Here is a 21,361-nt window from a genome sequence, read left to right as displayed (position 1 = left end):
GAGTTAATCGTGCATTCTCAAATCAGTTTCTGCGATGATATAGTTGGGGCGTTTTTTATTCTCGATAAATAATTTTCCCAGGTACTCACCAATAATACCCAGCATTAAGAGGTTTAGTCCACCTATAAAAAGAACACTCATTAAAATCGAAGTCCAACCCGGAAGGGCATTGTTTGTAAACAGGAATACAGCCAGTGCGTAAACTCCGTAGAGAAATGACAATGCAGCGAACAAAAGCCCCAGATAAATAGAGAATCTTAAGGGCTTGATACTAAAAGCCGTGATTCCTGACAAGGCAAAAGACAACATTTTCTTTAGTGTGTATTTTGAGTCTCCGGCCACTCTTTCTCCTGCTTTGTAGGAAATAACACACTGTTTAAAGCCCAGCCATTGAATGACGGCCCTCAGAAATATCTGGTTTTCTGAGAAACTTTTTAAAGCGTCCAGAACTTTTCTGTCCAGTAAACGGAAATCAGCAACTCCATTCTCCAATTTTACATCCGATAACCGATTGGTAAGTTGGTAAAACATCCTGGAAGTTAATTTCTTGAATCCGGAAATGGAATCATGGTCAATCCGTTTGGTAACAACAGATTCAAACCCTTCTTCCCATTTTTCCATAAGTTGAGGGATTAGTTTTGGAGGATGCTGAAGGTCTGCATCAAGGCAAATAGCACAATTGCCGGAAGCCATATCAAACCCCGCTTTTAAAGCATTCTGATGTCCAAAGTTTCGGGAAAAGGAGATAAAATGAACCGACGAATCATTTTGCCGAAGCTCTTTGATTACTTCCAAGGTATTATCTGCACTTCCGTCATTTACAAAAATTACTTCGTAATGGTACTTTTCAGGGAGATGACTTTTGAGATCTTTGTAAAAAAGCAGAAGACCTTCTGATTCGTTAAAGCATGGAATAATTACCGAAACTTTTTGGGTTATATTCATCGACGCATGTTTTATGTTGTCAAATATACTTTAATTTGTAAAACTTAATAAACCACTGTTTGAATAATGAGCTCTAGAATCAGGGGATATGTATTGACTGTTTTGTTGGCTATTGCGGTTGTTTTTTTATTTTTTGGCAAAATTATTTCCAATCCCAATAACTATTATTATTCAGCTGACGGAGACGGTTTTAAGGCGTATTATGGAGCTATTTATCATATTGAATATGACTCCTCTGCAATGCGTATGGACGGCATGAATTATCCATATGGCGAGATGGTATTTTTTACCGGAAGCCAGCCGATGGTGGTCAACACGGTGAAGTTCATCAGCAACCATTTTTTTGACATCAGCGGGAACATTGTTGGGATAATGAATCTTCTTATGATTTTTTCGATTGTTTTGGCGGCAGGTTTTTTGTTTCTGATATTTTATGAGTTAAATATTAACTGGCTGTATGCTTCGGTGGTTTCGGTGGGTATTTGCTTGCTGTCGCCGCAAATTGCCCGATTTGGCGGACATTTCTCTCTGTCCTGGATATTCTGGATACCATTCATGCTTTTCCTGGTTCTTCGTTTTCATAAAAGGCAAAATTGCCTAAATACCAGTTTAATAGCACTTGCTACTTTTTTTTCAGGGGCTATGCACATGTATTTCTATGGGTTTAACGGTTTTATCATCGGACTTTATCTGCTGGCACAGGTTGTAAATAAAGAGCGGAGTTTTGGCTTAATAAAGGGATTGTTATTTTTCTTTATGCAACTGATTTTACCCTTTTTACTTTTCCAATGGTTAATTGGCAGTTACGACTCTGTTGTTGATAGAACAGCATATCCTTATGGATTTTTTGCCTACCGCGGACACCCGGCGGGTGTTTGGCTCCCCAGCGGAAAACCTTATGGTTTTGTGCCCGAAGTAATAACCGTGTTTAAACATGTTCCCTGGGAAAGTCTGTCTTTTATCGGAGTGTCGGCTCTTGTGGGATTTCTGGTTGGAATAGTTGTTTTTGTGAGGAAGATTGTCGTTCGCAAAAATGCATTTAAGATCACTGATAATTTTGTTCTGAATACATTTTTCTGGACTTCATTTATTGCTTTACTTTTTTCATTTGGAATCCCTTTTATATTTGGGTTGGAATGGATGGTTGATTATGTGGGCCCTTTTCGTCAGCTAAGAGCGTTGGCCAGGTTCTCGTGGTTATTTTATTATGTGCTGAATATCGTTGTTTTCTATGCCCTGTACAGAAAACTTGTTGAAAACAACAAAAGTAACTTGTGGAAAGTTCTGACGGTTTTAGCCGTCGGATTTCTGCTGTTCGATGGATATTGGAATATATACATGAACAGCCGTTTTATTCAGAATCGAAATGCGGACATGGAGGACGTTTCAAACTCCTTGCCTCAAAATGAGTGGGTGAGTAAAATTAATCCGGCAGATTATCAGGCGATTCTTCCCATTCCCTATTTTCATGTTGGTTCAGAAAATATTTGGATCGAAAGCAAAAACAATATGCAGGAGATGACGATGATTGCTTCGCTGAAAACTGGTCTGCCAACAACCGCTGTTCAGCTTAGCCGAACATCCATCTCTCAAACGTACAAAAATTACACGCTGGTAACTGAGCCATTTGAGTCCTACGCCCTTTTGACCGATCTACCCGCGAGTAAGCCTTTTTTACTGCTTATTAATGGAGATTATTCTCCCAATGAAGATGAACAGCGTTTGATCCGTTTTTCTGATCCTGTTTTTAAAAACGATAAAGTTGAGGTGAAAAGTTTGTCGATAGAAGCTTTGCAGGAAATGAGAGGATATTATTTAAGTGAAATTCGGCAAAAAATAAGTGAAAAAATATGGAAAGAAGTGCAGAGCGTTGAGGTGAGTGATTCTTCGTCTGCTTTTATTATCCGGAATTTTGATGACCAGAAATCGGATATTACCTACAGTGGAGATGGTGCTTTGCACTATTCTGCCAGGCACTGGAAAAACATTTTGAATGATACGCTGAAAGCTGATGCAGGTAAAAAGTTTAAGCTCTGTTTCTGGATGTATGATTATCAAAAAGACGGATATTTGCGAACTGCCATTGAACTGGTGCAGCGAAACCCCGAAACACAGGAAGTAACTAATTATTTTTATTCGGATGCGCACCGACACATTAAAGGTTTTGACGGGAAATGGGCATTGATTGAGATTGCCATAGAAACAAAGAATGCAAACGAGTGTATTTCAATTGCCTTGCGCAACAGTGTGTTGCGAAATAAAGAGTTGATTGTGGATGAGTTGCTCGTTAAAGAAGCCGGTGTTGATATTTTTGAACAGAAAAACGGCAGTCTCTTGCTGAACGGTAGGAGGATTGATAACACATTAAAGCGGAATTAAAATGAATAAATCCATCTGGCAAAAACTAGATCGTTATAATTTGTATGCGTACCTGTTTTTTGTATTTCTGATTGTTTGGGCTTTAGTAACAAAAGAAGAAAGAATACTTATTTCAGATCCCGCCTATTATTTTTTTCACATTGTCAACAAAGCCGATTTCTTTTATCCGGGCGTTCGTTATACTGCCATAATTAATCAGTTCCCTCTTGTGCTTGCCACACGTATGCAGCTCCCGCTCGATACGCTTCTGAGTGTGTATTCTGTTTCGTTCGTATTGGTGCGCTTATTCTACTTTTTTCTGGCAAACAATGTATTTAAAAATAAGGCAGCTGGCTATGCGGTTATCGCCATTTCATTTGTAGGAGTTGCTGAAAGTTACTTTCGGCCTACATCCGAAAGTACCATTGCTTTGCTAAACAGTATCGCTTTGTATGCCTGGTTGACTTTTGCCGATACTAAAATAAAACAGGGAAAATGGAAACAGTCGTTAATCGTATTTGTAAATGTTTTGTTTATTGTGTTTGGTTATGTTTCGCACCCTATTGCATTGTTTTCCCTGTTTTTTGTGATTGCCTATCATAGCCTGGAGCGCAACAAGTTTAAATCCATGTATCCTTATCTGTCGTTTGTAATTTTGTTTGCAGTATTTACTTTCAAAGTGTTTCTGAGCAAAAGCGGGTATCAGCATAATTCTGTTTACGGAAATCTACTAGAGTCGCCACTCTCCATTTTAACGGAATTGAAAACCTATTACCCTTATAAGTTCTTTATTCTTCATTTTAAGTGGATTTATTATCCGTATGCAGTATTGTTGGTTGCCGCAATTGCAATTTCAATTAAAAAAACAAGGTGGTATGTTCCTGTATTTTTGGTGCTATACTCCTTTGTTTATTTTGTTGTTGCCTGTGCCTCTTTTAAAGAAGGAGACGCCAATATGCAAATGGAAAAGATTTTCCTTCCGAACGCGATGTTTGCTGCACTGGTATTTGCATCCGTTGTTACAAAATATTCGCACAAATACCGTTTTGTTCTGAGTTTGATTGGAGTTATTGTTTTGGGAATGAGTATGAACATTAATATTCGGAATTACAAGCCCAAATATACGCAGCGGATTAATGATCTGCACATGGTTGCAGAGGAAGCAAACAAACTTGAAGCCCGGAAATTAGTTATAACGCCCAAACAGGTAGAGCGCTTGCCACTGGCATATTGCTGGGCATACGGGATTGAGACGTTGATTATCAGTACTATTGATTCCAACATGGACCCATTAACCGTTTTTATTGCACGAAATCCCGAAGAAATTAAGAAAAAAATGGATGATCCCGGGAATTTTATGCCTGCCGCTTTTGATACTTCATCGGGGCAGAAATATTTCAACAAAAATTACTTTAATTTGCCGGAACAGTCCTATGTTATCTGGGATAAGGTTTTTGGCGAATAAATTATTCGTTTATAAGATACTTTACGCTGTAAAAGGCTTCGTTCGAGGCTTCGTTGTAAAAGGTTTGTTCCAATTCGAACTCTTTTGAGATGTGTTTCTCAAGAACCTCTTTTATTGTGTCGAGATGTTTTATGTGCTCTAAATAAATATGAATCGGTTTTTCTGTTGTCAGTTTAAAATCATCTATCCAGGAATTGAATGTGCCGTCCCAGAAATAATAAATAACTGTATTAGGAAATAATTTGCCCAGATAAGGTTTGTAGATTTCTTTTTGTTTGCCGGCCCAGCCATAGCTAAAACGGAGGGCATACGCCGGAGAGGGACAGTTGTAGTACCCGGGCACCAAAACTTTTATGGCATCTTTTTCGAAAGATTGAAAATGATAATAGGCAGGCATTTTTTTCACTTTCTCGTTGTCGAGGTGTTTCGAAAGCGATCGTATGATCGGAACTTGTGTGGATGTGTAAAAAAACAGAAAAAGAAGAATGACAAGGGGATATGAATTTATGCCTTTTAGCCTGAGCTGCCAGGCTTGGGTTAACTTCAGGGACAGAAGAACAATAAGCGGAATTAGGAGTGGGGCAATAAAGTAACGCTGCTCATAGTTCTTGCTCATCATCAGAAACTGTGCGAAAATGGCAGCAATTATTGCGATAGCAATTCGTTGCGGAATGGATGAATCTTCTTTCTTCTTCAGAAAAGTATATAACACCAGCGTAATCAGCATTCCACCCGAGAGAATAACAAAAAGCTGGTTGTTTTCCCATACTTTTTGCAGATTGGGCAGCATTTTTTGAAAATCGAGAATACCTTCTTCCCCGGAACCATATTGCCCGCTGTGAAAAAACAATGTTTTGGTCCAGTTCCAGAAACGTTTTATCTGAAGTGTTGCGGGCAATGCGAAGGCAAAAAACAGACCGAGAGTTGAAAAACTAAATGCTATTTTCTTTTTCCAACTTCTGATAATTATAAAAGGAATTAAAGCTAAAGGAAGAAAAGTTAGTTTAATCGATAAGCCCAATGCAGTTATTGCCGCGTATTGAAATGTTTCTTGCCAGGAGCTTTGACCCGATTCTTTTTTTGTTTCGGACAGCAGACGCAGGGTCAGTAAGATTATAGGAATTGGGATAAAATTTTCGGGCGTAATTCTTCCTAGATTTCCGTAGAACGTAATGGTGTAAAAAGGGATGGTTTGAACAAGGATACTTGTAGTTACACTTTTCGTTTTCTTGTAGGCTTTAGTTCCTGCGAAATAGATAAATCCTCCCATCAACGCAACAAAAAACAAATGGGCAACATTTAAATAAAAGTCAGGATGTGCCAATGCATCTTCGATAAAAGGAACTTCGTGACTGCGGAAAAGGTAAATTGCTCTGAACGCAAGCGCTAGAAAATACTGAAGCGGTGTTCCCGGGTTATCAATATGGCCCAGTTGCAGGTGGCCATTGGCAACGCTCAATCCGCTTATGTAGTAAATGTATTCCGGATCAATTGAACGCAACGAATATAAGCCGGTAAGTTGTTGAATATAAATTCCTAAACAAGCATAGAGAAGAGGGACAATAAAAATTAACGATCTTTTTGCATCCATTTTATCGATAAATTTTTAATAGCATTCTAACGTAAAAGAAAAGCAAGCGGCTTTTATATTCTAACAAAGCTAACTCTTTACTTTTTGATATTATCTGTTAATTTTCGTGCCAAATAGTAATACTTAAGTCGTCAAAATAAATCGGGTCTTCATTTGCATTCCACAAATAGATAAAGAATTCATTATTATCCTTTTTTCGTGGCAACCAGCAGGTTAACTCAAGTTGTTTCCATCCTGTATCATCCTGTTCTGTCACCGTATTACTATGGTAGTTGAAAATATGGTTGTATTTGGCGACAATAAAAGCTTTCTCTTCGTTTCCTTTTACCCAAACATTAACCTTTATATATTTTTGTCCTGCCTCTGCATTAAAACTTATAGCTTTTCCAAAAGGATTTTGTCTACTTAACACAAGGCTGTTTTGCTTGCTTTTGAAGACATTTGTGCTTTGATTGTTTTTTAAATCGACGGTCAGGTCAGTATTGTTAAACAGAATTAGATTTGTAGTTGTATCCACGTTCTCAAAATCACAAAACAATGTTTTTGTTTGATAGTTGTCAAAGACGGAATGGTTATCCGAGGAGTCCAGGTTAGTAGTCCGTTTCAATAGAAATACCGGGAAAGCTTCATTAATCACTTTCCATTCGGGAGAATTGAAGTATTTGTTTCTTCGCGTTTCATTTTCCATGTGCGACATCAGAAAATAGTTGTCGAAAACTGAGAAAACAATGTATTCTGCATCATTCACCTCTGGAAACAAATAGATGTATTGACGTTGTGCAAGATGAGCCAATAGGTGGTCGGAAGCACTTACTTTTGCTTCAAGAGGTATTTCATTTATAAGTTTGTGCGTTGTTAATAATTGATAAGGAGAGTGATAAAAACTTTTCCCATAAAATTTCTCCTTAGCCGGAATAAACGCATCAGGAACTTTCACATTAGAACGATCCATTTTGTGAATGGTCATAGATAAAGCCGCAATACATGTAATAAGTGTAAGGTAATTCTGTACTTTTTTATTTCTTATATCGGATATTGTTAACATAACCGATAGGGGCAATAGAGTAATTATCTCAGTTGAGTAGTAAGTCGCAATACCCCATCGTAAAGGAGCATCGTTTAGAACTTTTTGAGCCACAATAGGAATAAGCCAAATAAAATATTTAGGTCGCCATAAAAGCAATATTCCTCCTGAAATTAGATAGACCAGATAGAACTCTACTTTTATCCCATTATTGGCAGGATTTTCTGTGTGGTTGATAAAAAATAATTTGAGGGTTTCAATCGGGTGTTTAAAAACGAACAATAATGCTGTTCCCGGGTTCTCGCCTAAGGCTGAATAATTAAATAAAGTAAATTGTTTCTCTTCGTTCTCTATTGATGGAATTATAACTTTGAAAAGAAGGATAAAGTATAGTAAGGAGATCAATATCCCTCCTATACATAATAAGGCTACTTTCTTTTCTTTTTTGTGCTCAAGCATCAACACTACGAATATGAAGATAAACCAGATTGGAATATTTTCTCTGGACAATAGTGCTAAAATGAAGACGATAAAGGCAATAAGATATTTTCGTATCTGAAAATAATATAGAAAAATAGGAATAAATGCCGAAGACATTACTGCAAGATTTACATCGCAAGATAACATTGTAAAGCGGCCCAATAGCAAGTAATAGTATGCAATCAGTGCTATTCCAATCCATAGGTTGCCTGTTTTTAGTCTTACCAGTTTATAACTATACCAGGCAGCTACGGCCATTAGAACATGTTGAATAATGATTAATGTATATGTTCCTGTTAACCAGTTGAGTAGCCAATAAACAGGTGTGAAATAAAATAAGGTAAACGAAAAATGATCTTGTAGGAAATTTCCCGGATAAGTTGGAATAGAGCTTATCCGAAAATGAGAGTAGTCCCAAAATGCAAAGTTATAGTTGCCGTAATCAAAAGTAAATGACCTGAAACAAAAATGATTTGCCAACCCTGCTGACAAAAAGATGACTGCAAACAAAATTAATAAAGTGAATGGCAGTCTTTCTTTTGTGATTATTTGCTTCAATTTATTCATAGAGGGCTATTTTAATATCTATAAAAGTTGAAATATCTTATTTTTCAATAACCCCCACTTCTGCAATCTAAACTGAACCGAAGTTCTCAAAACCCCCAGTGCATATACCGTGCTGTTTTTCAGGTTGATGCTCGATGCATCGTCAAAATACTTGGTGGGGCAGGTAATCTCAGCAATTTCGTACCCGGCGTACCAGATTTGTGCCAGCATTTGGTTATCAAACACAAAATTATCGGAATTGGCATTATAATTAACCTTTTCCAAAACTTCTCGCGTAAAAGCCCGGTAGCCTGTATGGTATTCTGACAGCTTGGCATTCATTAAAATGTTCTGGATAAGGGTTAGTCCGCGGTTTGAGATATATTTAATCATTGGCATTCCACCTTTTAAGGCTCCTTTTCCCAGGATTCTGGAACCCAAAACTACGTGGTAAAGTCCGCTACCTAGTAGGCTCGACATGGCTGGTATCAGCTTTGGTGTGTATTGATAATCAGGATGCAACATAATCACAATATCGGCCCCAAGTTCGAGGGCTTTGTTGTAACACGATTTCTGGTTACCTCCGTACCCTTTGTTTTGTTCGTGAATTACAATGTGTTTTATTCCCAGTTTTTTCCCCACTTCAACCGTGTCGTCTTTGCTAAGGTCGTCCACCAATATTACATCGTCAACAATAGCGAAATCAATTTCTTGGTAAGTAATTTCAAGTGTTTTTGAGGCGTTGTAGGCTGGAAGTACAACTACAACTTTTTTCCCGTTAATCATTATTATTTGGTTTTGACCGCTAAAAATAGAAAGAATTAAAGAACTAATAAATAATAAGTGACGAATTAAAAAAATAAAAACAACCAACTAGCGTGCAAATATCGGGTCTGATTTAGCCGCTTTTGGGTTTCTATCAACTTTTAATTTTCTATTGCCTGAAGTATTTAGAATACAGTAATTTATTCCTTAACTGTTTTTTTATTGAGTAATCCATTGCCTGTTTGCTAGCAGAATCTAGTGGCTTATTTTAGCCTCATTTGTCCGGCCAGCCGGGTAACAAAAGTGGCAAAGGCCACCACCGAAACCGAACTGATGGGCATTAAAATGGCGGCTACCACCGGCGAAAGATTTCCGCTGATGGCAAATGAAATTCCTACGATGTTGTAACAAAAGGAAATAATGAAGGCCATTTTTACAATGCGGAGCGATGTGTGCGTAAAGCGGATAAAAGCGGCAAGGCGGTGAAATTGGCCGGCTTCAAGCACAGCATCGCTGGCAGGCGAAAAGTGATAGGCTTTATCGGCAATGGTAAGAGCTACATCGCTTTGCATAAGTGCTCCGGCATCGTTTAGCCCGTCGCCTGTCATTAAAACCGTGTTGCCTTTGCTTTGCAGGTTTTTAATGAATTCGGCTTTGTCTCCCGGCTTTTGGTTGAAAAGCAGGTGCTGGCTGTTGAAATAAGTGGAGAGATTGCCAGCCTCGGCGTCGTTGTCGCCCGACACCAGGTAAAGGCCAAACTGGTTTTTCAAGGTCTTTAAAACTTCACTCAATCCATTTCGGTACTGATTGCTGATGGTATAATGCCCTTTCATCTGTCCGTTGATGGAAACATAAACCGTAGAAGATTTTTTGGCGGAAGCCTTTGTTGCCCCAGTAACGTATTCTTCCGAACCTATTTGAACTTCCATGTTGTTCACCTTCCCAAAGATTCCGCGCCCGGCTACTTCCACAAAATGTTCGGGAGTGCGGTAGGTCAGGTTGTTAAAGAACTGGTTTAAGGCTTCACTCAGAGGATGGGTCGACTGTTTGGTCAACGAGAAAACAGCTTCCGATTCTGAGTCTGAAAGTGTTTCTCCCGAATATCCGACCACATTCTGATTGGGTTGTGTGAGGGTGCCGGTTTTATCGAAAACAATGGTGTTGATGTGGGAAAGCTTTTCAATTACGTCGGTATTTTTAATGTAAAGCCCCTTGCGGCCGAAAATTCGCATGGTATTTCCGAAGGTAAACGGGATGGAAAGCGCAAGCGCACAGGGACAAGCCACAATCAGAACCGCCGTGAAAACAAAAACGGCCGTATGAGTTTCCCCTTTTAACATCCAAAAGGTAAACCCTGTAATGCCAATGGCAATCACAATCAGCGTAAAATATTTGCTGATGCGGTCGGAGAGGGTCTTTAGCGTGTCGCTGGGTTTGTGGTAAGTGGCATCCTGGTTCCAGAGTTTGGTGAGGTGACTCTGGTTGACCTCTTTTTTAACTTTTATGCGGATAATCCCACCCATTTGTCGTCCGCCGGCGTAAATAAAATCACCCGCTTTTTTTGTCACCGGAGTAGATTCGCCCGTAACAAAGCTGTAGTCGATGCGTGCATCTCCTTCCAGAAGTTCGCAGTCGGCGGGTATCAGCTCCTTGTTGCGAATGAGCAACACATCGTCAACGTCGATTCTTTCGAGCAGAATACTTTCTTCTACCTGTTTATTGATTTTCGTAACAGCGATGGGGAAATACGATTTGTAATTTCGTTCGAACGAAAGCGCTTCGTAGGTTTTGCTCTGGAACCATTTTCCTACCAGCAGGAAGAAAATCAGTCCAGAAAGGCTATCGCTGTATCCTGGGCCCAATCCCGACATTACTTCGTAGGTGGTGACCCCAAACAGTACGATAATACCCAAGGCAATGGGAAGATCGATGCTGATGTTTTTCTTTACCAGGTTTTTGAAGGCAGAAATGTAATAATCGCTGCCACTGTAGAAGGTGACCGGAATTACGAGTATGTAGCTGAGGATATTAAACAGCGTCTGCAATTTGTCGCTCAGTGGCTCGCCGTTAAAGTAGGCCGGGAGGCTGTATGTCATTACATTCACAAAAACAAAACCTGCCAGCCCGATTTTATACAACAGTTTTTTGTATGATTTATCGTCTTTTTTATCGGATAAACTTTGCGACAAATCCGGGATGTAATGAATGGAAGAAAGCAGTTCGACCAATTGCCGCAAGGTGATCCGGCTTTCATCGAAAGTAATGTCGACTTCCTTTTTGGTGAAATTCACAAACGAGTGCTTTACTCCCGAATGTAGCTTTTGCAGATGTTCGAGGAGCCAAATGCACGAAGCGCAGTGAATTACCGGAATAAAAAACCTCACTTTTGAAATGCTGCCTTCGGTAAATGAAATGAGTTTCTGTTTTACTTCTTCGTTGTCGAGAAAAGCATATTTGTTTCCAAACTCAGTGGTTTCAACTTTTATCCCGGGTGTTTCTTCCAGTTTGTAATAGTTGTACAGCTTGTTTTCATTCAGAAGCTGATACACGGTAAGACAGCCGTTACAGCAAAAGTGCAGGTCGTTCCACATTACAGGCTCTTTGCCGCAATCGGCTCCGCAATGCACACACGCATTATTATTTTCCTTGTTCTTCATAAATTTCCTGTGCGAAAATAATCATTTCCGGGAACTGCTTTCAGGTTAAGACACAAGGCCAAATTCAACTGGGCGGTTCTTAAACAAGCATTTTCCCGGAAGACAATTCCATTCAATTTAAAAACCGAGGATTAACTTGGAATGCATCGATTTTACACCATAATCGCGGATTTGAGTGTTAAACGTTTTCTTCATTCCAATATCCAGTTTTACCTTTTTATATTTTGCCTGTAGCCCGGTTCCTATCTCTGTTTGTTCAAATATTGGACTCCAAAGCATGAGCGGATCTATAAATTTATTATCGACCGTTAACGATGGCGTAACATACTGGCCGTGAAAATAGGCACTTACCCAATCTGTCAGTTCATATTCTAAATAAGCCTGAAAATTTAGCTGGTAGTTGGGTGTATGGGCATTTAGAACGGAGTTCTGGTGTACAAGCCCAATTCCGGCAGAGGCAACAAGTTTGTTTCCGTCTCTGTAGGTAAGTGTGTTGTTGAACTGGTGGGAGAATCCGATTGATGGGATTTCAGACTCAATCTTTGCCTGGCTGAACGAAAAAGTATTAAACTGTTTCGATTGGGGTTTGAACTGATAAACCGTTGGGGAGTTATCCGGTAATAACTGCATTTTGTTCAGCGTTAGAGATAAGAGCGTTGAAAGGGGAAAGGCTTCGGGAGGCAGGGTATTCGGAAACAGATTGTTTTTTATCCTGATCGTATCCTTCCATTCAATTTCAGATTGAGCGGTAGAGTTAAAATGAAAGACGAACAAAACACAAATAAACAAAACAATGCGTGGGAAGAATTTCTGTTTCATTTACAATAATTTGTCTGTTTAATTATTAGCCGGCATTTAAGTATCTGAGTGAAGACAAGGAATTGGACAAAAGTGGTTTCATCCCATTTCTGTTCGCTTTCCAATTTGGTATCAAGGTAAAATTATGAAAGCCAGCGTGATTTACATGATAGCTTAACTTTCTTTATACCTTTTTAAGTTTCCATAATTTTAGAGATGGAAACCAGAGCCAATGTACGAGCTCTTTTTCTTCCAGATAATTTATTCGATGTTTCCCTTACAACAATCTCCTTTCGACTCTTGGTGCAGCTCCTCGGCTTCAGACTGAAGGCTTTTTTCAAATTTTTGTTCAATCTTCTGTTTGGGCGGACTCAGGTAAGGTATTCCCAAACTCAGGCCCCGGAGAATAAACAATAGGCCCACAATTACCACAAGAACGGGAATCAGTTTGTTGATTCGTTTACGAACGGCAATGCTCATTATGTTTCCGGCCAGCGAGATGGCCAGCAACATCGGTATAGTACCCAGTCCGAACAGGATCATGTACAAAGAGCCTTCTGCCACGCCTCCGGTGCCGATAGCTCCGGCAATGGCCATGTAAACCAGTCCGCAGGGGAGTAGCCCGTTGAGCATTCCGATAAAAAACAGGCTTTGAAACGAACGGATGGCAAACATTTTTCCGATGGTTTTTTTGAGCTTTCCAACAAAGGAAAACCAGCTTTTATCGAGGCTGTACTGGTTTCTGAAAAGTGCCGGAAAAAGTACAGAGATGATCATTAAGGCGCCCATCAGCACTGAAACTTTTTGCTGAAAACCGATTAAATGCAGACCTTGTCCGAGCAAGCCAAAAACGGCGCCCATTATTCCGTAGGTGATGGTACGGCCGATATTGTAAAGCGTGCCTCCAAATATTTTTTGCGAAACGGTGTTCCCGTGCAGGGGCAGTGCAACGGCAATGGGGCCGCACATACCCGCGCAGTGAAAGCTACCCATTAATCCGAGTACAAGTGCTGATAAAAGAATTGTCATGGCAATTATATTGTACTAAAGTTAGTAATGAAGTGTCAGTCCAGGTTATTGTACGTTTACCGGCCGTTGTATCTGGTATTTTACGCCTTTGGTGTACCAGGAGAACTTGAGGATGTACCTCCCGTTTTTTAGTTCCGATTTCAGAAAAGAAACCTGGCTGGTGGGCGCTTCCAGGGAAAGAGTAATGTCACTCTTACTGTCGGAAGGACGGTACAAATACATGCTTCCGGAATCGATTTTGGCCGCAACTTCCGGAGCGATGTTTACCAGAAGACTTTCGTTGGTGGTCTGAATATCCAAAGCATCCAAAAATTCTTTCGACCGCTCTTTTACCCTGATTTCTTCGGAATAATCCACGCCTTTCTCGTAATAATCCTTGTGAACAAGGTTAACCGTTTGCCGCGATGCAAAAATGATAAAGACGGCTGATCCTGCTAAAAACAGTACCAGAAAAAGAAAAATTCCTGTCCCCCACGTAAATTTCTTCATATCAACTGATTCTAATTTTCTCTAAACTAATAACTGCGACTGTCAACTATGGTCAACTGCGACTGCAAACTTATTCCTACGGCCCAACAAAACTGGTCGTATATTTTTCCAATAGCTTATCGTTGCTGAAAATTCCAAATTCGATCTCGGTTTTATCGCTCGTAATTTCCGGTTTCTGAATATACACTAAAAATGTGGATTCGAATTTGTCCTGGTCCTTAATCACCATTGAGTTCCCTGCCATCTGAATTTTCCCTTTGTGCGAGAGAAGTCTAAGTTCCAGAGGCATTTCCTCGTGGGTTTTGTTTACGATTTTGATGTTGTACACATTGGAATAAGTGGAATCCTGTTCCTGGTAAATCAGTCCCGGAGTGCGCAAAATGGTTGTTTCAATTTCGGGACGGGAAACCAGCGTGAAAACAAAAAATGCAAAAATGATAAAAAGTACCACTGTGTAAGCCCGGTTTCTGGCGTTCCACACCGAAGAGTGGCCGCCTTTAATAGCCGCCTCGGAGGTATAACGAATCAATCCCTGCGGCTTACCGATCACTTTCATGATTTTGTTGCACTGGTCGATACAGGCAGTGCAATTGATACATTCGAGCTGCGTTCCGTTCCGAATGTCGATACCGGTGGGGCACACCGAAATACATTGCTTGCAATCGGTACAATCGCCGCTTCCCCTGCCGCCGCGCGGTTCGCCACGCACATAATCGTAGGCAACCATGATCGATTTTGAATCGAGCAAAACCCCCTGCATTCTTCCGTAAGGGCAAACCATTGTGCAAATCTGCTCGCGAAAAAACGAGTAGATCCAGTAAAACACTGCCGAAATGAGCAACATGATGGCGAAGCCTCCGAAATGCTGCGATATGGGTTCGGTGATCAACTGCAACCAGCGTTCGCTGCCAATAAACCACATCAGGAAAACATTGGTCATGGCCACCGAAATCAGTATAAATATGCCGTGTTTAAGTGTCTTTTTGAAGATCTTCTTGGTTGTCCACGGACTGTTGTCCAGTTGGTGGCGCTCGCGGTAGTCGCCTTCAATCAGGTATTCGATGCGCCGGAAAACCATTTCCAGGAAGATGGTTTGCGGGCAGGTCCAGCCGCACCACAAACGTCCGTAGGTTACGGTAAACAATACGACAAACAGTACAAACGACAGCATCAGCAAGGCCAGGATAAAGGTATCCTGTGCCCAGAAGATAGCGCCAAAAATGATAAATTTCCGGTTGGCGATATCAAGTAAAATAAGCGGGTTCCCGTTGATTCGGATAAAAGGCACCGCTACCCAAAATGCCAGCAGCAGCCAGGCAACAATGGTCCGGCGCTTCCACCACTTTCCGGAAGGTTTTTTTGCGTACACCCATTTTCTTCCGCCCCGTTCGTTCAGGTTAATGGGTTTGTCCCTGAAAGTTAATTCCTGAGTTGGCATATGTTCAAAATAAAACTAAAAAAGGGGGAAGCAACTTCCCCTCTCTTCTTTGTATCTGTAAATTAGTTGTTACACTCAACACCCTGCGGATCTTTGGCATTTGCCGGATTCGAGTCTTTCATGCTAAGGATGTAACTGGCTACTTTCTGAATTTTCTCGTCACTGATCTGGCCTTTAAAAGCGGTCATCCCTTTGGCCGGAACCCCGTTTTTAATCACGTTAAACACGCTCTGTATATCGCATCCGTGAATCCAGAATTTATCCGTCAGGTTCGGGCCAATCGCATTGCCTTCGCCGTTTAGTCCGTGGCAGGCCATGCAAGCCATTTCTGTATAAATTTGTTTGCCTTCGGCCAGCGAAACTTCATCGGTAAACGCTACCAAATCGTCAGCCGATAAGGATGCAATCTGGTATTTCTGATCGTGTTTTTCCGATTTACGGGCGTATTCCGCATCCTGGTGGTCGCCTTCTTTCAGCCAAAAATAATAGGCACCGTAAATAATAGCCCAGCCAATGGTGATGTAGAAAAGCAGCATGATCCAGCGCGGCGGCGGATTGTCCAGCTCTTTTATTCCATCGTAGTCGTGATCCGTAATGTGATCATCCTGTTCGGTATGCTTTATTTTTTCTTCTGACATAGCTTTACGGTTTAATTTGAAGTGGTTATTTCTTCGGATTCGCCATCCGCCAGTATTGAGTTTTTTATGTTCTCCATTTCTTTGTCAGGCATTCGCATGGTACGAATGGTGATAACAATAAACAGCACCACAAAAATGAGCAATCCGATAATGTAAAAGATCTGGATTCCTTCAATACTTGTTAATAGGTCACTAACAATTTTCATTCGCTTTTATTTTTCCTGGTTCTGTTCATGAAGTGTAATCAGCACATAACTTGCCAGTTGTGTGATTTGTTTTTCCGACAACATGTTTTTGTACGGAATCATTCCCTTGGCAACGTTTCCTTCAGCAATGGAATGGTACACATCGGCAGGTTTGTTGCCTTTGATCCACTCGTCGTCTACGAGGCTGGGGAAGGCCGGTGGAATTCCTTTTCCTTCAGGACCATGGCAAACCACACAGTTGGCCTGGTAAAGTTTTTTGCCAGCTTCCAGGTCTTCCGGAGTGTTGAGCAAGGTTATTTCATGGGTCGGTTGTTCGGCTGTTTCACCATGCTCTTCGGTCACCGCGGCATTTTCACTCATGATATCACGTCCCAATTTGTGGAGGTAAGCAATCAATGCAATCATTTGTTTCTCGGGTGCCAGCTCAATTCCCGAAGCCTTCAGATCGTCGGAAATTGTTTGTGCCTGTGCCATCAGATCAGCCACTGCTTTTTGGTCGTAACCTTCTTCGTAAGGAACACCCAGTGTTTGCATGGCCCTGATTTTCTTCGGTGTCATAGTAACATCCACGTTTTTAACCGCCAGCCACGCATAATTAGGCATAATCGACTCTTCGTTCATTTTCTGCGGATCCATGAAGTGGTTGTAATGCCATGCTGCGTTTTTATACATAGGACCACCGATTACACCGGCGCGGGCCAAATCAGGTCCGGTTCGGCGCGAACCCCATTGGAACGGATAGTCGTAAACAAACTCCCCGATTTTGGAATATTCTCCGTAGCGGTCGGTTTCCCAGCGGAAGGGGCGCACCATTTGCGAGTGACACACATAACATCCTTCGGCAACGTAAATGTCACGTCCTTCCAGCTCAAGCGGCGTATAAGGTGTCACTGACTCCAGTGTCGGAACATTTGACTTGATAAAGATCATCGGGATAATTTCCACTGCACCTCCAATCGACAAGGCAACAAAAGTCCAGATCGAAAATCTTACTGCCCTGCGCTCCATCCAACGGTGGAAAGTTTCTTTTACCGCGTTGCGTTTCCCGGCCAATACAAGTGCAGGTGCTTCCGAAGCTTCGTTGTTGATAAAACTACCGGCTTTCATTGTTTTGGCCAGGTTGAATACCATGATCAGGAAGCCACCGAGGAACAACAGTCCGGCTACTACACGTACCATGTACATAGGTACAATTTGGGTGAGTGTCTCGAGGAAGTTCGGATATGCCAAAAATCCTTCGGGAGTATATTCCTGCCACATCAGCCATTGGGTAACAGCCGCCCAGTACAACGGAATTGCATACAGCAGGATGGCCAGCGTTGACATCCAGAAATGGATGTTGGCCAGTTTTTCTGAAAATAATTTTGATTTGAATAATTTGGGAACCAGCCAGTACAGCATCCCAAACACAAGGCCGCCGTTCCAGCCCATTCCGGCAATGTGAACGTGGGCGATGGTCCAGTCGGTAAAGTGAGTGATTTGGTTCACGGTTTTCAGCGACATCATCGGTCCTTCGAAGGTCGACATACCGTAAGCAGTTACGCCTACTACCAGGAATTTCAGTGCCGCACTGTCGCGAACTTTGTCCCAGGCACCTCTCAGCGTTAGTAGTCCGTTGATCATACCTCCCCAGCTTGGAGCAATCAACATGATCGAGAAGGTTACTCCCAGCGCCTGCGCCCATTCAGGTAATGCCTGGTATAGCAGGTGGTGAGGGCCGGCCCACATGTACAGGAAAATGAGCGACCAGAAGTGGATGATGGATAATTTATAGGAATAGATTGGCCGGTTGGCTGCTTTGGGCAGGTAGTAATACATTAGCCCCAGGAATGGCGTGGTAAGGAAGAAAGCCACGGCGTTGTGACCGTACCACCATTGCACTACAGCATCCTGTGCCCCGGCGTAAATCGAATAACTTTTGAACAAGGAGATAGGCAACTCAAAAGAGTTTACCACGTGCAAAATGGCTACTCCCAGAAAAGTAGCCAGGTACCACCAAATGGCCGCGTAAATGTGCTGAACACGACGCACAATCAGTGTTCCGATCATGTTCCAGCCAAATATTACCCAGATAATGGTGATCATAATGTCGATCGGCCATTCCAGTTCGGCATATTCTTTACTGGTTGTGATTCCGGCGAGCAGGGTTACTGCCGCCAGCACAATAATGGTTTGCCAGCCCCAAAAATGGATTTTACTCAAAGTATCGCTGAACATGCGCGTTTTGAGCAGCTTTTGCATGGAGTAGTAAACACCCGCAAAAATGGCATTTCCTACAAATGCAAAAATGATTGCATTGGTGTGCAGGGGCCGTACCCGCCCAAAAGTGGTGTATTCCAATCCGAAGTTGAAGACCGGGAACGCCAGTTGGGCCGCTGCCAGAATTCCAACAAGGATACCGACAACTCCCCAAACCAATGTGGCAAGGATAAACAGCTTAACGATTTTGTTGTCGTAGTAGAATTTTTGATTTTCCATAATCTGGATTTATGTCGTTTGTTTTTTTTCTTCGTTTATTTCCGTCTCCGGTTCATCGTCGTCGAATAATACCCTGATTGAAGGTGTTTCGTTGTCATCGAACTGGCCATTGCGCACCGCCCAAATAAAGGCTCCCAGAAAAATCAGGGCCGCCAGCAAACTCACTCCTATCAGCAGGTAAAATATATTCATAACGATCTTATTCTTTTCCGAGGCGCCAGATCTTAAAAATCTGGAATACTACGTATGCGATGGCCGCCCAGGCAGCGCCAACTGCACCCAGGTAGGATAACAATAACCAGGTTTGGATGTTTTCGTTGGTCGACCACAAAATTTCTTTTTTGATCAGCTTGGGTTGTGGCTTGAGTTGCCCTACTTTTGCGGCGTCCAGCACAACATTGTCGGTAACATAAGCTTCATCCAGCTGAACCACAATGTTTACCATCCCGTTTTCGTCACCGATCAGTGTTTCCGGAATTTTGTATTCGGCACGGCCGTCGGCATTGGTAAGCACTTCCCCGATTGGCAGGTTGCCAAAAGCTTTTTTAGCTGAAATTTTTACCGTAGCATCGGTTAAGGTTACAAACGATCCGTTGGCGCTTTCCACTTCGGCAAAAATCTCGACTTTCTTTTCTACTTCGTTGACCGAAGCCAGTAGTTTGGCTTTTTTAGGCGGAGCATCTACCAAAAGTTGTTCGCGCGAAGGATCAAAATTCCGGATGAAGTTGATCAGCCTCCAGCGGTCGTCATCCGAAATGGTGCCTTCGAACTGAGGCATTCCACCCCGTCCTTTGGTGATTTTGAAGTGCAGTTCCCCATCGGTGTTGTTCTGCATTTTTTCGGACACCACATCCGGTGGTGCAGGTACCAGCGGTAAGCCGTTGTGTTTCCCGGGATCGCCGTGGCACGACTTACAGTTTTTTATGTACAGGTCTTTCCCTTTTTTTACGTTGGAAAGATTGTATTCCGAAGGATTGGTTAAGGTTTTCTGATCATCCGGAACCAACCATTCCTGTGCGAATCCCTGAGAAACAGACATCAGGGCAATTACCAGTGTAAGTATGATTTGCTTCTTCATCTTTCCTTATTTTTTGGGTTCCGAAATAATTTCTCTTGAAATGCCCTTTTCTTCGGCGTATTCCCAGATCGTAATTACCGGGAACATTTTGGCCAGTACCGTAATGATCAGCAAGGCCGCCATAAACGAAAAGATCGTAATCATGAGCTCGATGCTGGTGGGCGCGTAATGCTGAAAATTTTCAGGTACATTCTGAACCGGCAGAAATGGATGCTCCAGGGTGGGGATTACAATAATGTAACGCTTGAACCACGAAGCGATCAGCACAAACACCGAAATGATTGTGATAGGCACCGGTCTTCTGAAATATTTGTTCACCATCAGTGTAATGGGAAGCAGCAATCCGAAAAATTGCGTGGCCCAAAACATGGTGGAATATTTTCCGGTAAACAGGTTGGAAAGGTGAATACTTTCAGCCGTTTTCATTTTATAACCCGGAACCAGGAATTCGTTGATGTTGAAATAGAGATAAACGAGGCAAACCAACACAAACAGTTTTCCCATCATATTGAAGTGGTAATCTTCAAAATAATCTTTTAGTCCGTAGCGCGTGCGGTACAGGAACATGACAATAATAACCGCGGCTACACCGGCCACAAAGGCACCGGCCACGAAATAGGGACCAAAAATAGTGGTGTCCCAGCCCGAGCGTAAAGTGGCCGCAAACAGCCACGAAGTAACGGTATGGATTGAAAGCCCCACGGGAATGATTAAAATCATCAGGATACGCATGGCATGCGCAACTATTTTGTACTGTTCGGCATGGCCTTTCCAGCCCAAGGCAAGGATGCGGTATATATTTCTTTTCCATTGTGGAATGTCGTCAGTGCCTTTGTCGCGCAACAAGGCCAAATCCGGAATCAATGGTAAATAATACAGCAGTACCGAGATGGTCAGGTAAGTGGTCACCACGGTAACGTCCCAGATAATGGGCGAAGCAAAACGCCCGTGCAGGAATACATTGAGAAAGCGGTCGGGGCGCCCCATGTCGGTAACAATGATGATACCGGCCAGCGCAACGGCAGCAATCGCCACTTGTTCGGCAACACGCGAGATCACTTTCGACCATTTTATTTTCAAAAGGTGCAAAGCCGAACTGATCAGGAAGCCGATCAAACTAACGGCCACAAAAAATACAAAGTTGGCAATGTACATTCCCCACGACACATAATCGCGCATTCCGGTAACGCCAAGTCCGTCGCGTATCTGAATACCCCAGCCCCACAATCCGACGAGGGCAAAGATGATCAGTAAAAAGTACCAAAAGTTGGTGAACTCGTCGCGTTTTACAATGGAACGCGTGAGGTCGAATGTAATTTTATCTAGCAGCTTCCGGGATTCTTCCGGTGATTTGACTTTATCCATGTTGCTGATAT

At 42.0% G+C, this 21,361-nt stretch carries 17 protein-coding genes; 2 read left to right on the top strand and 15 right to left on the bottom strand.

The window, feature by feature from the left end; genetic code table 11:
- Window positions 1-3: 3 nt before the first annotated feature.
- Window positions 4-945, bottom strand: a complete 942-nt coding sequence (locus INQ51_RS04710) for a glycosyltransferase family 2 protein (protein WP_233376728.1) — start codon at window positions 943-945, stop codon at window positions 4-6.
- 66 nt (window positions 946-1,011) lie between these two features.
- Here INQ51_RS04710 and INQ51_RS04705 point away from each other — a divergent pair, with 66 nt between their 5' ends.
- Window positions 1,012-3,324 carry a hypothetical protein gene (locus tag INQ51_RS04705; RefSeq protein WP_233376727.1) on the top strand — a complete coding sequence of 771 codons (2,313 nt, stop codon included), beginning with the start codon at window positions 1,012-1,014 and terminating at the stop codon, window positions 3,322-3,324.
- Window position 3,325: 1 nt separating this feature from the next.
- The gene (locus tag INQ51_RS04700; protein WP_233376726.1) at window positions 3,326-4,768 is read left to right on the top strand and encodes a hypothetical protein; all 1,443 of its coding nucleotides are present in this window, start codon (window positions 3,326-3,328) and stop codon (window positions 4,766-4,768) included.
- 1 nt (window position 4,769) lies between these two features.
- On the opposite strand, the gene INQ51_RS04695 is transcribed toward INQ51_RS04700, so the two are convergent.
- The 14 genes from INQ51_RS04695 to nrfD all read right to left on the bottom strand — a co-directional run bounded on the left by INQ51_RS04695 (window position 4,770) and on the right by nrfD (window position 21,350).
- A complete protein-coding gene (locus tag INQ51_RS04695; protein ID WP_233376725.1) occupies window positions 4,770-6,359 on the bottom strand; it encodes a hypothetical protein in 1,590 nt (529 codons plus the stop codon).
- 97 nt (window positions 6,360-6,456) lie between these two features.
- Complete coding sequence (locus tag INQ51_RS04690) at window positions 6,457-8,430, bottom strand: DUF2079 domain-containing protein (RefSeq protein WP_233376724.1); 1,974 nt, start codon at window positions 8,428-8,430, stop codon at window positions 6,457-6,459.
- Window positions 8,431-8,448: 18 nt separating this feature from the next.
- Window positions 8,449-9,195 (bottom strand): glycosyltransferase family 2 protein, encoded by a 747-nt coding sequence (locus INQ51_RS04685; RefSeq protein WP_233376723.1) that lies wholly within the window; start codon window positions 9,193-9,195, stop codon window positions 8,449-8,451.
- Between the two features lie 242 nt (window positions 9,196-9,437).
- Window positions 9,438-11,831, bottom strand: coding sequence for a heavy metal translocating P-type ATPase (locus INQ51_RS04680; RefSeq protein WP_233376722.1), 2,394 nt, complete (start codon window positions 11,829-11,831; stop codon window positions 9,438-9,440).
- Window positions 11,832-11,948: 117 nt separating this feature from the next.
- Window positions 11,949-12,650: a hypothetical protein gene (locus INQ51_RS04675; RefSeq protein ID WP_233376721.1), complete on the bottom strand. Its 702-nt coding sequence runs from the start codon at window positions 12,648-12,650 to the stop codon at window positions 11,949-11,951.
- Between the two features lie 240 nt (window positions 12,651-12,890).
- Window positions 12,891-13,658, bottom strand: a complete 768-nt coding sequence (locus INQ51_RS04670; protein ID WP_233376720.1) for a sulfite exporter TauE/SafE family protein — start codon at window positions 13,656-13,658, stop codon at window positions 12,891-12,893.
- A 45-nt stretch (window positions 13,659-13,703) separates the two neighbouring features.
- The gene (locus INQ51_RS04665; RefSeq protein WP_233376719.1) at window positions 13,704-14,147 is read right to left on the bottom strand and encodes a FixH family protein; all 444 of its coding nucleotides are present in this window, start codon (window positions 14,145-14,147) and stop codon (window positions 13,704-13,706) included.
- Window positions 14,148-14,223: 76 nt separating this feature from the next.
- The gene (gene ccoG / locus INQ51_RS04660; RefSeq protein WP_233376718.1) at window positions 14,224-15,585 is read right to left on the bottom strand and encodes a cytochrome c oxidase accessory protein CcoG; all 1,362 of its coding nucleotides are present in this window, start codon (window positions 15,583-15,585) and stop codon (window positions 14,224-14,226) included.
- A 62-nt stretch (window positions 15,586-15,647) separates the two neighbouring features.
- Window positions 15,648-16,223, bottom strand: a complete 576-nt coding sequence (locus INQ51_RS04655) for a cbb3-type cytochrome c oxidase N-terminal domain-containing protein (RefSeq protein WP_233376717.1) — start codon at window positions 16,221-16,223, stop codon at window positions 15,648-15,650.
- A gap of 11 nt (window positions 16,224-16,234) precedes the next feature.
- Window positions 16,235-16,429 (bottom strand): cbb3-type cytochrome c oxidase subunit 3, encoded by a 195-nt coding sequence (locus INQ51_RS04650; protein ID WP_233376716.1) that lies wholly within the window; start codon window positions 16,427-16,429, stop codon window positions 16,235-16,237.
- A 6-nt stretch (window positions 16,430-16,435) separates the two neighbouring features.
- Window positions 16,436-18,907, bottom strand: coding sequence for a cytochrome-c oxidase, cbb3-type subunit I (ccoN, locus tag INQ51_RS04645; protein WP_233376715.1), 2,472 nt, complete (start codon window positions 18,905-18,907; stop codon window positions 16,436-16,438).
- Window positions 18,908-18,916: 9 nt separating this feature from the next.
- Window positions 18,917-19,099, bottom strand: coding sequence for a cbb3-type cytochrome oxidase assembly protein CcoS (gene ccoS, locus INQ51_RS04640; RefSeq protein ID WP_119437200.1), 183 nt, complete (start codon window positions 19,097-19,099; stop codon window positions 18,917-18,919).
- Between the two features lie 7 nt (window positions 19,100-19,106).
- A complete protein-coding gene (locus INQ51_RS04635) occupies window positions 19,107-19,985 on the bottom strand; it encodes a c-type cytochrome (protein ID WP_233376714.1) in 879 nt (292 codons plus the stop codon).
- A 6-nt stretch (window positions 19,986-19,991) separates the two neighbouring features.
- On the bottom strand, window positions 19,992-21,350 hold the full coding sequence (gene nrfD, locus INQ51_RS04630; protein WP_233376713.1) for an NrfD/PsrC family molybdoenzyme membrane anchor subunit: 1,359 nt from the start codon (window positions 21,348-21,350) through the stop codon (window positions 19,992-19,994).
- Window positions 21,351-21,361: the final 11 nt, after the last annotated feature.

It is taken from the genome of Maribellus sp. CM-23, from assembly GCF_021354595.1.
In the GTDB taxonomy this organism is placed as follows: domain Bacteria; phylum Bacteroidota; class Bacteroidia; order Bacteroidales; family Prolixibacteraceae; genus Draconibacterium.
The sequence above is the reverse complement of the archived record's forward strand: the minus strand, read 5'-3'. Positions and strand labels throughout refer to the sequence as shown.

Coding starts and splice junctions, on each gene's coding strand:
- INQ51_RS04710 (WP_233376728.1), bottom strand. CDS start 945: ATGAATATAACCCAAAAAGTTTCGGTAATTATTCCATGCTTTAACGAA.
- INQ51_RS04705 (WP_233376727.1), top strand. CDS start 1,012: ATGAGCTCTAGAATCAGGGGATATGTATTGACTGTTTTGTTGGCTATT.
- INQ51_RS04700 (WP_233376726.1), top strand. CDS start 3,326: ATGAATAAATCCATCTGGCAAAAACTAGATCGTTATAATTTGTATGCG.
- INQ51_RS04695 (WP_233376725.1), bottom strand. CDS start 6,359: ATGGATGCAAAAAGATCGTTAATTTTTATTGTCCCTCTTCTCTATGCT.
- INQ51_RS04690 (WP_233376724.1), bottom strand. CDS start 8,430: ATGAATAAATTGAAGCAAATAATCACAAAAGAAAGACTGCCATTCACT.
- INQ51_RS04685 (WP_233376723.1), bottom strand. CDS start 9,195: ATGATTAACGGGAAAAAAGTTGTAGTTGTACTTCCAGCCTACAACGCC.
- INQ51_RS04680 (WP_233376722.1), bottom strand. CDS start 11,831: ATGAAGAACAAGGAAAATAATAATGCGTGTGTGCATTGCGGAGCCGAT.
- INQ51_RS04675 (WP_233376721.1), bottom strand. CDS start 12,650: ATGAAACAGAAATTCTTCCCACGCATTGTTTTGTTTATTTGTGTTTTG.
- INQ51_RS04670 (WP_233376720.1), bottom strand. CDS start 13,658: ATGACAATTCTTTTATCAGCACTTGTACTCGGATTAATGGGTAGCTTT.
- INQ51_RS04665 (WP_233376719.1), bottom strand. CDS start 14,147: ATGAAGAAATTTACGTGGGGGACAGGAATTTTTCTTTTTCTGGTACTG.
- ccoG (WP_233376718.1), bottom strand. CDS start 15,585: ATGCCAACTCAGGAATTAACTTTCAGGGACAAACCCATTAACCTGAAC.
- INQ51_RS04655 (WP_233376717.1), bottom strand. CDS start 16,223: ATGTCAGAAGAAAAAATAAAGCATACCGAACAGGATGATCACATTACG.
- INQ51_RS04650 (WP_233376716.1), bottom strand. CDS start 16,429: ATGAAAATTGTTAGTGACCTATTAACAAGTATTGAAGGAATCCAGATC.
- ccoN (WP_233376715.1), bottom strand. CDS start 18,907: ATGGAAAATCAAAAATTCTACTACGACAACAAAATCGTTAAGCTGTTT.
- ccoS (WP_119437200.1), bottom strand. CDS start 19,099: ATGAATATATTTTACCTGCTGATAGGAGTGAGTTTGCTGGCGGCCCTG.
- INQ51_RS04635 (WP_233376714.1), bottom strand. CDS start 19,985: ATGAAGAAGCAAATCATACTTACACTGGTAATTGCCCTGATGTCTGTT.
- nrfD (WP_233376713.1), bottom strand. CDS start 21,350: ATGGATAAAGTCAAATCACCGGAAGAATCCCGGAAGCTGCTAGATAAA.